Below are 13,008 nucleotides of genomic sequence, written 5' to 3' on the forward strand. Positions count from 1 at the left end.
AGCCGTAGACCGAGGAGGCAGCCGTGGCTGCACAGACCCCACCGTCCCAGGGGACCACAAGCAGGACCGCGACGAAGAAGAAGCGGGACCGTACCCACTTCCTCTACATCGCCGTCATCGCCGCCGTCCTGCTCGGCATCGCCGTCGGCTTCGCGGCCCCCGGGGTCGCCGTCGAACTGAAGCCGCTCGGCACCGGGTTCGTGAACCTCATCAAGATGATGATCTCGCCCGTCATCTTCTGCACCATCGTCCTCGGCGTCGGTTCGGTCCGTAAGGCCGCCAAGGTCGGTGCCGTCGGCGGTCTGGCACTCGGCTACTTCATGGTGATGTCCACCGTCGCCCTCGCCATCGGCCTGGTCGTCGGCAACATCCTGGAGCCGGGATCGGGGCTCCACCTGACCGAAACCGTCCGGCACGCGGGCCAGGCCCAGACCGAGGGCGGCGGCGAGAGCACGTCGGAATTCCTGCTCGGCATGATCCCGAAGACGCTGGTCTCCGCCTTCACCCAGGGCGAGGTCCTCCAGACGCTCCTGGTGGCCCTGCTGGTCGGCTTCGGCCTCCAGTCCCTGGGCAAGGCGGGCGAGCCGGTGCTGCGCGGCGTCGGGCACCTCCAGAAGCTGGTCTTCCGTGTGCTCTCGATGATCATGTGGGTGGCGCCGGTCGGTGCCTTCGGAGCCATCGCCGCGGTGGTCGGCGAGACCGGTGTGGACGCCCTGAAGTCGCTGGCCATCATCATGATCGGCTTCTACACGACCTGCCTGCTCTTCGTGATCGTCGTGCTCGGCGCCCTGCTGCGCCTGTTCGCCGGCGTCAACATCTTCCTTCTCCTGAAGTACCTGGCGCGCGAGTTCCTGCTGATCCTCTCCACGTCCTCGTCGGAGTCCGCGCTGCCCCGGCTGATCGCCAAGATGGAACACCTGGGCGTCAGCAAGCCGGTGGTCGGCATCACCGTCCCCACCGGCTACAGCTTCAACCTCGACGGCACCGCCATCTACCTCACCATGTCGTCCCTCTTCGTCGCCGAGGCCATGGGCGAACCGCTGGCGCTCGGCCAGCAGATCTCCCTCCTGGTCTTCATGATCATCGCCTCGAAGGGCGCGGCAGGCGTCACCGGCGCGGGCCTGGCCACCCTGGCCGGCGGCCTCCAGTCGCACCGCCCCGAACTCGTCGACGGCGTCGGCCTCATCGTCGGCATCGACCGCTTCATGAGCGAGGCACGCGCCCTCACCAACTTCGCGGGCAACGCGGTCGCCACGGTCCTGGTGGGCACCTGGACCAAGGAGATCGACAAGTCCAGGGTCGACGAAGTCCTGGCCGGCCGCCTCCCGTTCGACGAAAAGTCCCTGACCACCAACCCCCACGCCGAACCCCCGTCCCCCGACACCCCCGACCCACGCAGCGACGACGCAAAGCAACCCGCCGGCGTCTGACACGCCGCCACCCACACCCTCCAGGGGCGGGGCGCATGCAGCGCCCCGCCCCTGGAGGACACCCACGCCCTACCGCAGCCGCTCGCCGGGCACTCGGTCCACCCCGCCGCGTACGAGGCAGTCCCCGAGACCCACGAGGCCCGAAGGGCGAGGCGCAGAGTCAGGCCCACCGCCCCGCAGTCGCGTACGAGGCCCGGGTGGGTCGGAGGGGCCGTACCGGGTCGCTCCCCGCAGCGACAGGTGCCAACGCCGGCAGCTTCTTGACTGGTCGCCGAGGGCACATGCGTCGAGGAGACGACCCGGTGCGGCCCCTCCGACCCACCCCCACCCACAGACACCAAGCGACCCACCGGACCACCCGGCAACGTCAGCCCTCCGCCCCCACACCCGTCACCACACAGGCCAACTCCGCCGCCCGCTCCGCCCCCACCCCCACCGTCGCCAGCACCGCCGCCACCGCCGCAGCCCCCGCCTCCCGAGCCGGAAGCGCGCCGTAGTTCACCGCCTGCGTGATGCCGAACAGCGTGTGCTCGTGCAGGTGCGACAGCGCCAACGGCGGCAGGTCCGTATGGAAGCACCCCTCCCGCAGCCCCCGCGCGATCAACTGGGCGGCGGCCCGCCGCACCGGCTCCAGCCGCGCCCGGATCCCTTCGTCCGTGACACTGCGCCGGGCGAGCGCGATCAGCAGCCGGTAGCGGTCGGCGACCTGCCAGACGGCGACGGTGGCGCGGGCCAGCGCGAGATCCGCTGGCAGCTCCGGATCCGTACCGCTGTCGAAGGCCGCCGCGACATCGGCGGTCGCACTGTCGGTCAGCGCGGTGACCAGCGCCTCCCGGTTGGGGAAGTGCCCGTAGACGGTGCGCCGCACCACCCCCGCGGCCCGCGCGATGCGGTCCATGCTCGCGTCCGGGTCCTGCAGGAGTTCGGTCAGCGCGATGTCCATGATCCGCCGCCGATTGGCGTAGGCACGGCTGCTGGACGGACCGGTCGTCATGGGCTCCTCCTCGATGGCACCCCATTTTGCACGCCACTGTGCAATGACGTAAATTGCACAGCCCTGTGTAATTGCACAGCACTGTGCAAGATCGTCAAGTGGAGTGTCATGGGAATGAAGCGGACCGGGACGCCGGTCGAAACGGCCCGACCGGCCCCCGACGAGGCCGGGCCCGCACGGGCGGAATCCCAGCCGCCCTATCCGAAGCGCTGGTGGGCGCTGGCCGTCCTGTGCCTGAGCCTGCTGATCATCGTGATGGCGAACACCTCGCTCACCGTCGCCGCGCCCGCCATGACCGCCGACCTCGACCTCAGCAGTGCCGACCTGCAGTGGGTCATCGACGGCTACACCGTCCCGTACGCGGCCCTGATGCTGCTGCTCGGCGCGATAGGCGACAAGTACAGCCGCCGCGGAGCCCTCGTCCTCGGCCTGCTGGTCTTCGCCGGCGGCTCGGTGTCCGGCGCCCTCGTGGACAGTTCGGGCGGCGTGATCGCCTCCCGCGCGGTGATGGGCGTCGGCGCCGCCATGATCATGCCCGCCACCCTCTCGCTGCTGGCCGCCACCTTCCCGCGCCGCGAACGCGCCCTGGCCATCACCGTGTGGACCGCCACCGCGGGCCTGGCCATCGCCGTCGGCCCGCTGGTCGCAGGCGCGCTGCTCGAAGACCACGCCTGGTCCTCGTCGTTCCTGATCAACGTGCCGATCGCGCTGCTCGGCATCATCGGCGCGCTCCTGGTGGTGCCGGCGTCCAGGGCGGGCCACCGCGAGCGCCTCGACCTCGTCGGCGGCCTGCTCTCCGTCGTGTGGACCGGCGCGCTGATCTACATGATCATCCAGGGGCCGCACTTCGGCTGGGGCACCGAAGCCGTCACCGCGGCGATCGTCGCGGCCGTCGGACTCCTCTGCTTCGTCCTGTGGGAGCTGCGCCACCCCCGCCCGGTGCTCGACGTCCGCCGCTTCGCGCGACGCGCCTTCGCCGGCTCCAACCTCGCCGTCGCGCTCTTCTTCCTCGCCGTGTTCGGCGCGTTCTACTACCTCACCCAGCACCTCCAGTTCGTCCTCGGCTACTCGCCGCTGGACACCGGAGTCCGGATGCTGCCGCTGGCCGGCGCGGTGTTCGTGGGCGCGGCGCTGACCGGATTCCTGACCCCGCGGCTCGGTATGAAGGTCACCGTCACGGCCGGCATGGTCGGCGGCACCGTCGCCCTCGCGCTGCTCACCAGGATCGACGCCGGGTCCTCCTACGCCGACCTGGTCGCCCCGCTGATCATCCTGGGCGTCGCCATCGGCCTGGCGCTCTCCCCGTGCACCGACGCGATCATGGGCGCCTTCCCCGAGGACCAGCTCGGCATCGGCGGCGCCGTCAACGACACCTCGCTGGAGCTGGGCGGCTCCCTCGGCATCGCCATCCTCGGCTCCATCCTGGCCGGCACCTACTCGTCCGGGCTCGCCGCCAGCGCCACCGCCGCTGCGGCCAAGGGCGGCCCGAAGCTCCCGGCCGACGCACTGTCGACCGCGCAGGATTCGGTCGGCGCCGGCCTCGCGGTGGCCCAGGAGGTCGGCAAGCAGGCAGCCGCGGGCGCGGCGCCCAAGATGGGTGCCGAGCAGGCCAGGGCGTTCGGTATGGAACAGGCGGGCGCGGTCGCCGACGCGGTGCGCGGCGCGTTCGCCGATGCGGTCGCGCACACCAGCCTGGTGGGCGCCGTCCTGCTCGGCGTCGGCACCGTCGTGGTGGCCTTCCTGCTGCCGCGACGTACCCGCCAGGCGGCGTCCGGCACCGGACCCTCCTCCGGTCCGCGCCCCTGACCTGCGCAGTTCCCCGCCGCCCATGGATTGTCAGTGCCGACTGGCACCATGCATGTGACGGAGCAACACCGACCGTCGCGGGCAGCGGCGCGGGCGAACGAGGAGCGGGGCATGGGGACATGGGGGACGGATCCGTTCGGCGGCGATGCCGCGGCGGACTTCGCGGCGGGTCTCGCGGGGCTGCCGGAGAGCCGCCGGCTCTTCGCGGTCCGTGCGGCGCTGGCCGAGGCGGCGGAGGAACGGCGCTACCTGGAGGCGCCGGAGGGTGAAGTCGCCGTGGCCGCCGCCGCGTTGCTCGCCGCCGCCAGGCCGGGCGCCGCCCCCTGTGCCCCGGCGCTCGGCCCCGGCCAGGCGATACCGGAGCCCTCCGAAGAACTGGCCGGGCTGGCGGTGCACGCCCTGGACCGGGTCCTCGCGCCCGATTCCGAACTCGCCGAACTCTGGGACGAGTCCGACGCCGGTCAGGAGTGGCGCGCCTCGGTGGCCGGCCTGCGGACGGCACTCGGCCCCGCCGCAGAACGGGTCTGAGGCGGGGCCGGGTCTGAGGCAGGGCCGGGACTGAGGCGAGGCCGTAAGGCGCCAGGGCCACGGGCAACGGGACGGCGCCGCCGCGGACTTCGCGGCGGCGCCCCGGCGGACGCGGGCGCGCCGCCGCGGCACGCCCGTCAGACCGGCCGCAGCCAGAGCGTGGCCAGCGGCGGCAGGGCGGGCGTGAGGGAAGCGGCCCGGCCGTGCCAGGGCACGGGCTCGGGTGTCAGGAGGCGGGGGTTGGCGACACCGCTGCCGCCGTAGCACGGGGTGTCGGTGTTCAGGACCTCACGCCAGGCCGGTACGTCATCGGGGACGCCGAGGCGGTAGGCATGCCGGACCACGGGCGAGAAATTGCTGACGGCGAGGAGGGGGGATCCGTCGGTGGCGAAGCGGAGGAAGGCGAAGACGTTGTCGTCCCCGGCGTGCGCATCGATCCAGGAGAAGCCCGCCGGGTCGGTGTCCCGCTCCCACAGCGCGGGGGTGTCGCCGTAATGCCGGTTCAGGTCGCGGACGAGGTCCCGCACCCCCCGGTGGTCGGGCTCCGCCGCGTACGACGGGTCCAGCAGCCACCAGTCGGGGCCGTGGCTCTCCGCCCACTCCGCGCCCTGTGCGAACTCCTGCCCCATGAAGAGGAGTTGCTTGCCGGGGTGGGCCCACATGTAGCCGAGGTACGCGCGGTGGGTGGCCCGCTGCTGCCACCAGTCGCCCGGCATCTTGGACACCAGCGAGCGCTTGCCGTGCACGACCTCGTCGTGCGAGATCGGCAGCACGTAGTTCTCGGAATAGGCGTAGATCATGGAGAAGGTCATCTCGCCGTGGTGGTACTTGCGGTGCACCGGCTCCTTGGAGACGTAGACGAGGGAGTCGTGCATCCAGCCCATGTTCCACTTCAGGCCGAAGCCCAGCCCGCCGAGCCCCCCGGGCCCTTTGTGATGCGTGGCGCGGGTGACGCCGTCCCAGGCCGTGGACTCCTCGGCGATGGTGACCACCCCGGGGCAGCGGCGGTAGACGGTCGCGTTCATCTCCTGGAGGAAGGCCACCGCGTCCAGGTTCTCCCGGCCACCGTGCTCGTTGGGTGTCCACTCCCCGTCCGACCGCGAGTAGTCGAGGTAGAGCATCGAGGCCACGGCGTCCACCCGCAGGCCGTCGATGTGGAACTCCTCGCACCAGTACACGGCGTTGGCGACGAGGAAGTTGCGCACCTCGGTACGCCCGTAGTCGAACTCCAGCGTGCCCCAGTCCGGGTGCGCGGCCCGCGAGGCATCCGCCGGCTCGTACAACGGCCGCCCGTCGAACTCCGCCAGCGCCCAGTCGTCCCGGGGGAAGTGCGCGGGCACCCAGTCCATCAGGACGCCGATACCGGCCCGGTGCAGGGCGTCGATCAGGAACCGGAAGTCGTCCGGGGTGCCCATCCGGGCGGTCGGGGCGAAGAAACCCGTCACCTGATAGCCCCAGGACCCCCCGAAGGGATGCTCGGCGACCGGCATCAGCTCGACGTGCGTGAACCCCAGATCCTTGACGTAGGAAGGGAGTTGAGTGGCCAGCTGCCGGTAGGTCAGCCCGGGGCGCCAGGAGGGCAGGTGCACTTCGTAGACCGAGAACGGCGCTTCGTGGACGGGCCGCGTGCCGCGCCGGGCCAACCAGTCCGCGTCCTGCCAGGCATGGTCCGACGCGTCCACGACCGAGGCGTTGGCGGGCGGGCACTCCGCCCGGCGGGCCATCGGGTCGGCGCGTACCGTCGGCGTACCGTCCGGCCGGATGATCTTGAACTTGTACAGCTCGCCGGCGCCGATCCCCGGCAGGAACAGCTCCCAGACACCCGACGAGCCCAGTGAGCGCATCGCGCAGGCGGTGCCGTCCCAGAGGTTGAAGTCCCCGACGACCTGCACGCCGAGGGCGTTGGGCGCCCAGAGCGTGAAGCGGGTGCCGGTCTCGCCCTGGTGTTCCATGACGCGGGCGCCGAGCGCCTGCCAGAGCTGCTCGTGCCGGCCCTCGCTCAGCAGATGCAGATCGAGATCCCCGAGCGCGGGCAGAAAGCGGTACGGATCCGGCACCGTCAGGGTGGTGTCCGGGTAGGTGATCTGCAACGCGTAGTCCGGGACGGCGCGCAGCGGCAGCACGCCGGCGAACAGCCCGTCGCCCTCGGGGCGCAGCGCGGCGCGCAGCCCCTTGCCGACGACGGTCACGCCCGTCGCGTACGGCCGCAGCACCCGGAAGAGCACCCCGCCGCGCACGGGATGCGCGCCGAGCAGCCCGTGCGGATCGTGGTGCGCCCCGCCCAGCAGCCGGTCACGGTCCTCGTCACAGAGCGGCTCGGCAGGCCGTACCCCGCGCCCGCCGTCCCCGGGCCGGGCGACAGCCGTCCGCCCCGGCCGGGAAGCGGCCGGAGCCACCACGGAATCCGGCGGAGCCACCACGGAATCCGGCGGAGCCACCACGGAATCCGGCGGCGGCACCGCGTCGCGCACCGGAGGCACGGAGGGGACGGTAGGGGTGGCGGAAGCGGCGGACGGGGCGGGAGCGGTCGCCTCCGCCGTGGCCGCGGTCTGTGCGGCTGCGGCAGGGGCGGCTGAGGTCGGGGCGGTGGTGCGGCGGCGGGACGGCGGTCGGGCGGTCACGTGGGGGCCTCCTCGGCGGGGCGTCGGACGGTAGGGACGGTCACCGGTGGTGCGGGGGCAGCGCCCCGCCCCCGTCCGCCGGCCGCCCGGCCCCCGCTGCCAGGCGGCGGACGGCGGCCATCGGGACGGGGAGCCAGTCGGGGCGGTGGCGGGCCTCGTAGAGCACTTCGTAGACCGCCTTGTCGGTCTCGTACGCGCGCAGCAACTCCGGCGCCGACCACGGGTCGAGCCCGCCGGCCTCGGCGTATCCGCGGCAGTAGGCGTCGCGGGTGCGGCGGGCCCACTCCAGTGACCAGGCGTCGCCGCCGGACGGACCGCTGCGGGCCGCGTAGTCGAAGGAGCGCAGCATCGCCGCGACATCGCGCACCGCGGGCTGCGGCCGGCGCCGTTCGGCCAGCGGCCTGGCGGGTTCGCCCTCGAAGTCGATCAGCGACCAGCGGCCGTTGCCCGCAGAGCACAGCGTCTGTCCCAGGTGCAGATCGCCGTGGATGCGCTGGGCGGCCCAGCAGCGCCCGTCGTGCCCGACGGCGGCCAGCGCGTCGAACGCGGTGCGCAGCCGGGTGCGGTAGGGCTCCAGGGCGGGCACCGCGCGGACGGTGACGTCCAGCCGCTCGCTCATTCCGGCGGCGATCGACTCCAGTTGGGGGCGGCCGAGTTCGGCGGTGGGCAGCGTCTGCGCCAGCGCGGTGTGCACCTCGGCGGTGGCGTGGCCGAGGGCCCGCGCGGCGGGGGTGAAGTCGGTGCGGAAGGCCAGCGCGGCGAGTGCCAGCTGCCAGCCGTCGGACGCGTCGGGCAGGTACGGCTGGAGCACCCCGAGCGTGGTCGGCTCGTCGCCGGTGCCCGCGGGCCTGGCCTCGTACCAGGCGACGGGCGCCGGCACCCGCGGGCACTTGGCGTCCGCCAGCGCGCGGGGCAGCTCCAGGTCCGGGTTGATGCCCGGCGTGATCTGCCGGAACACCTTGAGAATGAACGTATCTCCAAAGACGAGCGAGGTGTTGGACTGCTCCACGGCGAGCGGCCGTCCCGGCAGCCCCGCGGGGATGTCGGCGCCGGCCTCCCGGCGGAAGTGCAGCGCCCCGAACCGCCCCGGCAGCCGCAGGCGCTCCAGCAGCAGGCCGCACAGCCGGCCGTCCCGCAGCGCGTCGTACACCGCGCGGCCACGGAGCGGGCCGCCGGCCGGCCGGCCGATCAGCGCGGGGGTGAGCTGCGGCGGCAGCGCCGGGCGGACTCCGAGCAGCAGCTGGTAGCAGTCGCTGTCGGCGGCGGGCGACGGCGGCGCGGACTGCCGGGTGCGTACCAGGAGTTGGAGCAGGCCGGGTCCGTCGCCGTCGGCGGCGCACGGCAGCAGTTCGGTCGCGGAGAGCAGGGTGAGGCCGGTGATCCGCCGTCCCTTGCCGGCGAACCAGCGCTGCCGTGGCACCCAGTCGGCGAGCAGCGGTGCCAGAGAGGGCAGCAGGTCGGGGGCGGAGGCGAGCGGTCGGTCGGCGGTGTTTCCGGTGGCACGGGTCGGGGCGGTGTCCGACATGGCGTCGCGTCCTTTCCCCGGGCACACGACAGGATGCGCAAAGTGTCCCGGAATGCGGCCTGGTCTGTGCGGCGGCGCGGTGGGGGTACCCCCAGACGGAGTCCGGGGCGCCTGGCGGTGTGCGGGCGGGCTCCCGTGCACGGCGGGCCCCTGCCGTGCACGGGCGGAAAGCCGCCGGAAAGGGGACGCCCGTACGCGTCGGGTGGCCGCGTACGGGCGGATGTGCCGGTGCCCCGTGCCCGGTGGGGCGGGGCGACCGGGCCTGTCGTGCGGATCAGGCCCTATCCGGCGTTCTTGCGCAGCCGGAACCAGTAGAAGCCGTGGCCCGCGAGGGTCAGCAGGTACGGCAGTTGTCCGATGGCCGGGAAGTGGACCCCGCCGATCAGCTCCACCGGGTGGCGGCCACTGAAGTGCTGGAGGTCCAGCTCCGTCGGCTGGGCGAAGCGCGAGAAGTTGTGCACGCACAGCACCAGGTCGTCGTCGGCGCCGCCGGCTCCGGGCGACTCGCGGAGAAAGGCGAGCACCGCCGGGTTGGTGGAGGGGAGTTCGGTGTAACTGCCGAGGCCGAACGCCGGGTTCTGCTTGCGGATCTCGATCATCCGGCGGGTCCAGTGCAGCAGCGAGGACGGCGAACTCATCGCGGCCTCGACATTGGTGACCTGATAGCCGTAGACGGGATCCATGATGGTCGGCAGCGAGAGCCGGCCGGGGTCGCAGGACGAGAATCCGGCATTGCGGTCCGGCGTCCACTGCATCGGTGTGCGGACCGCGTCGCGGTCGCCCAGCCAGATGTTGTCGCCCATGCCGATTTCGTCGCCGTAGTAGAGAATCGGCGATCCCGGCAGGGAGAGCAGCAGGGCCGTGAAGAGTTCGATTTGATTGCGGTCGTTGTCGAGCAGCGGGGCGAGGCGCCGGCGGATACCGATATTGGCCCGCATACGCGGGTCCTTGGCGTACTCCGCGTACATGTAGTCGCGCTCTTCGTCGGTCACCATTTCGAGGGTCAGCTCGTCGTGGTTGCGCAGGAAGATGCCCCATTGGCAGCCGGACGGAATCGCCGGGGTCTTGGCGAGGATTTCCGATACCGGATAGCGGGATTCGCGGCGTACCGCCATGAAGATGCGGGGCATGACCGGGAAGTGGAACGCCATGTGGCATTCGTCGCCGCCGACGGAGTAGTCGCCGAAGTAGTCGACGACGTCCTCGGGCCATTGGTTGGCCTCGGCCAGCAGCACGGTGTCCGGGTAATGCGCGTCGATCTCGGCGCGCACCCGCTTGAGGAAGCCGTGCGACCGCGGCAGGTTCTCGCAGTTGGTGCCCTCCTCGGCGTAGAGGTACGGCACCGCGTCGAGCCGGAAGCCGTCGATGCCGAGGTCGAGCCAGAAGCGAAGCGCGGAGATCATCTCCTCCTGGACCACCGGGTTCTCGTAGTTGAGATCCGGCTGGTGGGAGAAGAAGCGGTGCCAGAAGTACTGCTTGCGCACCGGGTCGAAGGTCCAGTTGGAGGCTTCGGTGTCGACGAAGATGATGCGCGCGTCGGCGTACTGCTTGTCGTCGTCGGCCCAGACGTAGTAGTCGCCGTACGGCCCTTCCGGGTCCGTGCGGGACTCCTGGAACCACGGGTGCTGGTCGCTGGTGTGGTTCATCACCATGTCGATGATGACGCGCATGCCGCGGTGGTGTGCGGCGTCGACGAATTCCACGAAGTCGGCCAGGTCGCCGAATTCGGGGAGTACCGCTGTGTAGTCGGCGACGTCGTAGCCGCCGTCCCGCAGGGGGGAAGTGAAGAACGGCGGGAGCCAGAGGCAGTCCACTCCCAGCCATTGCAGGTAGTCGAGTTTCGACGTGATGCCCTTGAGGTCGCCGACGCCGTCGCCGTTGCTGTCCTGGAAGGAACGCACCAGGACTTCGTAGAAGACGGCCCGTTTGAACCAGTCGGGGTCGCGGTCCTTTTCCGGGGTGTCCTCGAATGTGTCGTGAACGGGCTCATTGACGATCAATTGGGTGACCCTCCGATCGGTGAGGACGGTCGCAGGGACAGCACATGGGCGGGCGCCGGCGAGCGGCCCGGACCAAGGCGTACATAGTTGTCCCTGCCCCAGTGGTAGGTGTCGCCGGTGAGCTCGTCGCGCACCGGGAAGGATTCGTGCCTGCCGAGGCCGAGTTCCGGCATGTCCAACGACACCGTCGCCTCGTGGGTGTGGTGTGGATCAAGGTTGATGACGGTCAGGACGGTGTCCGCTCCACCGCCGTGACCTTCACGTTTGGAGAATGCGAGCACCGCGTCGTGGTCGGTGTGATGGAAGTGCAGGGACCGTAGTTGCTGGAGCGCGGGATGCCTGCGGCGGATGCGGTTGAGGGTGGTGAGGAGCGGGGCGATGCTGTCCGTGCCGCGGGCCGCGGCGGCCCAGTCGCGTGGCCGGAGTTCGTATTTCTCGGAGTGGAGGTATTCCTCGCTGCCCGGCGCGGCGGGGGTGGCCTCGCACAGCTCGTATCCGGCGTAGACGCCCCAGGTGGGGGAGAGGGTGGCGGCGAGCACCGCGCGGATCTCGAAGGCGGTGCGCCCACCGGTCCGGAGGTAACCGGACAGGATGTCGGGGGTGTTGACGAAGAAGTTCGGCCGCAGGTGCGCGGCGCTGTCCCGGGACAGCTCGGTGAGGTAGTCGGTCAGCTCCTGCTTGGTGTTGCGCCAGGTGAAGTAGGTGTACGACTGGTGGAAGCCGATCTTGGCGAGGGTGTGCAGCATCGCCGGGCGGGTGAACGCCTCGGCGAGGAAGAGGACGTCGGGGTCGGTGCGGGCGATGTCGCCGAGCACCTTTTCCCAGAACGGCACCGGTTTGGTGTGCGGATTGTCGACGCGGAAGATGCGGACGCCCTTGGCCATCCAGAAGCGCAGCAGCCGTACGGTCTCGCGGACCAGACCACGGAAGTCGGTGTCGAAGGCGAGCGGGTAGATGTCCTGGTACTTCTTCGGCGGGTTCTCGGCGTGGGCGATGGTGCCGTCCGCGCGGTGGTGGAACCACTCGGGGTGCCTTTCGACCCAGGGGTGGTCGGGCGAGCACTGCAACGCGAAGTCGAGGGCGACCTCCATGCGCAGGTCGCGGGCGGTGCGGACGAAGTGGTCGAAGTCGTCGAAGGTGCCCAGGCCGGGGTGGAGCGCGTCGTGGCCGCCGTCGGGCGAGCCGATGGCCCAGGGGGAGCCGACGTCGTGCGGGCCCGCGGTCAGGGCGTTGTCGGGGCCCTTGCGGAAGGAGGTGCCGATGGGGTGCACGGGCGGGAGGTAGACCACGTCGAAGCCCATCGCGGCGACGGCGGGCAGCCGTTCGGCCGCGGTGCGCAGGGTGCCGCCGACGAGGGTGCCGTCCGGCGCGGTGGTGGCGCCCTCGGAGCGCGGGAACAGCTCGTACCAGGAGCCGTACAGTGCGCGGCGGCGCTCGACGACCAGGGGCATCGGGCGGGAGACGGTGAGGAGTTCGCGCAGCGGGTGGCGGTCGAGCGCGTCGGTGACGTCGGGGGAGAGGGCGGCGGCGAGGCGGGCGGTGGCGGGCAGCGCGGTGTCGCGCAGGGTGTCGACGGCGCCGAGCACCGGCTCGCGGCCTTCGCTCTTGGGGACGTCGTTCGCCGCCCGCTCCAGGAGTGCCGCGCCCTCGGCGAGGACCGTCGCGGTGTCGATGCCGGCCGGGATCTTGACGGCGGCGGTGCGGCGCCAGGTGGTGACCGGGTCCGACCACGCCTCCACGGTGTACGTCCAGCGGCCCTCGACGTCCGGGGTGACGTCGGCGCTCCAGCGGTCGGTGCCGGGGCCGTGTTCGCGCATCGGTGTCCAGGGGCCGCAGCGCCCCGCGGGGTTGCGCAGGACCACGTTCGCCGCGACCGCGTCGTGGCCCTCGCGGAAGACGGTGGCCGAGACGGCGAAGGTCTCGCCGACCACCGCCTTGGCCGGGCGGTGACCGCAGTCGATCTGCGGGCGGATGTCCAGGACAGGGATGCGACCGATCATGGGATCACCAGAGAGTTGTCATGCTTTAGGGAATTTTGTTCTTTCTATCCGGTTCATCGGGATGTGGCGGGAGGCGGGCATCGGGGGGCCGGTGCCCTTCACTC

Annotated in this window: 8 protein-coding genes; 3 read left to right on the forward strand and 5 right to left on the reverse strand. The window is 71.6% G+C overall.

The window, feature by feature from the left end; translation table 11 throughout:
• Positions 1-23: 23 nt before the first annotated feature.
• Positions 24-1,430 (forward strand): cation:dicarboxylate symporter family transporter, encoded by a 1,407-nt coding sequence (locus ACIBK8_RS02120; protein WP_399039565.1) that lies wholly within the window; start codon positions 24-26, stop codon positions 1,428-1,430.
• A gap of 367 nt (positions 1,431-1,797) precedes the next feature.
• Here the strand turns inward: ACIBK8_RS02120 and ACIBK8_RS02125 are convergent, their stop codons facing one another.
• Entirely contained in the window at positions 1,798-2,424 is a 627-nt protein-coding gene (locus ACIBK8_RS02125) for a TetR/AcrR family transcriptional regulator (RefSeq protein WP_399039566.1), read from the reverse strand.
• Positions 2,425-2,538: 114 nt separating this feature from the next.
• Between ACIBK8_RS02125 and ACIBK8_RS02130 the strand changes: the two genes are divergently transcribed.
• Both ACIBK8_RS02130 and ACIBK8_RS02135 read left to right on the forward strand, forming a co-directional pair.
• Positions 2,539-4,230: an MFS transporter gene (locus tag ACIBK8_RS02130; RefSeq protein WP_399039567.1), complete on the forward strand. Its 1,692-nt coding sequence runs from the start codon at positions 2,539-2,541 to the stop codon at positions 4,228-4,230.
• Positions 4,231-4,341: 111 nt separating this feature from the next.
• Positions 4,342-4,758 carry a DUF4259 domain-containing protein gene (locus ACIBK8_RS02135; RefSeq protein ID WP_399039568.1) on the forward strand — a complete coding sequence of 139 codons (417 nt, stop codon included), beginning with the start codon at positions 4,342-4,344 and terminating at the stop codon, positions 4,756-4,758.
• 137 nt (positions 4,759-4,895) lie between these two features.
• On the opposite strand, the gene glgB is transcribed toward ACIBK8_RS02135, so the two are convergent.
• The 4 genes from glgB to ACIBK8_RS02155 all read right to left on the reverse strand — a co-directional run bounded on the left by glgB (position 4,896) and on the right by ACIBK8_RS02155 (position 12,904).
• A complete protein-coding gene (gene glgB, locus ACIBK8_RS02140; protein ID WP_399039569.1) occupies positions 4,896-7,379 on the reverse strand; it encodes a 1,4-alpha-glucan branching enzyme in 2,484 nt (827 codons plus the stop codon).
• 40 nt (positions 7,380-7,419) lie between these two features.
• On the reverse strand, positions 7,420-8,904 hold the full coding sequence (locus ACIBK8_RS02145; RefSeq protein WP_399039571.1) for a maltokinase: 1,485 nt from the start codon (positions 8,902-8,904) through the stop codon (positions 7,420-7,422).
• Between the two features lie 281 nt (positions 8,905-9,185).
• Complete coding sequence (gene treS, locus ACIBK8_RS02150; RefSeq protein WP_399039572.1) at positions 9,186-10,904, reverse strand: maltose alpha-D-glucosyltransferase; 1,719 nt, start codon at positions 10,902-10,904, stop codon at positions 9,186-9,188.
• Complete coding sequence (locus tag ACIBK8_RS02155; RefSeq protein WP_399039573.1) at positions 10,901-12,904, reverse strand: alpha-1,4-glucan--maltose-1-phosphate maltosyltransferase; 2,004 nt, start codon at positions 12,902-12,904, stop codon at positions 10,901-10,903. Before ACIBK8_RS02155 ends, treS begins: the two co-directional genes overlap by 4 nt.
• Positions 12,905-13,008: the final 104 nt, after the last annotated feature.

The organism is Streptomyces sp. NPDC050161 (assembly GCF_044460025.1).
In the GTDB taxonomy this organism is placed as follows: domain Bacteria; phylum Actinomycetota; class Actinomycetes; order Streptomycetales; family Streptomycetaceae; genus Streptomyces.

What these genes read in the sequence shown, in the direction of transcription:
- ACIBK8_RS02125 (WP_399039566.1), bottom strand. Translation starts at nt 2,424, where the DNA reads ATGACGACCGGTCCGTCCAGCAGCCGTGCCTACGCCAATCGGCGGCGG.
- ACIBK8_RS02145 (WP_399039571.1), bottom strand. Translation starts at nt 8,904, where the DNA reads ATGTCGGACACCGCCCCGACCCGTGCCACCGGAAACACCGCCGACCGA.
- ACIBK8_RS02135 (WP_399039568.1), top strand. Translation starts at nt 4,342, where the DNA reads ATGGGGACATGGGGGACGGATCCGTTCGGCGGCGATGCCGCGGCGGAC.
- ACIBK8_RS02155 (WP_399039573.1), bottom strand. Translation starts at nt 12,904, where the DNA reads ATGATCGGTCGCATCCCTGTCCTGGACATCCGCCCGCAGATCGACTGC.
- ACIBK8_RS02130 (WP_399039567.1), top strand. Translation starts at nt 2,539, where the DNA reads ATGAAGCGGACCGGGACGCCGGTCGAAACGGCCCGACCGGCCCCCGAC.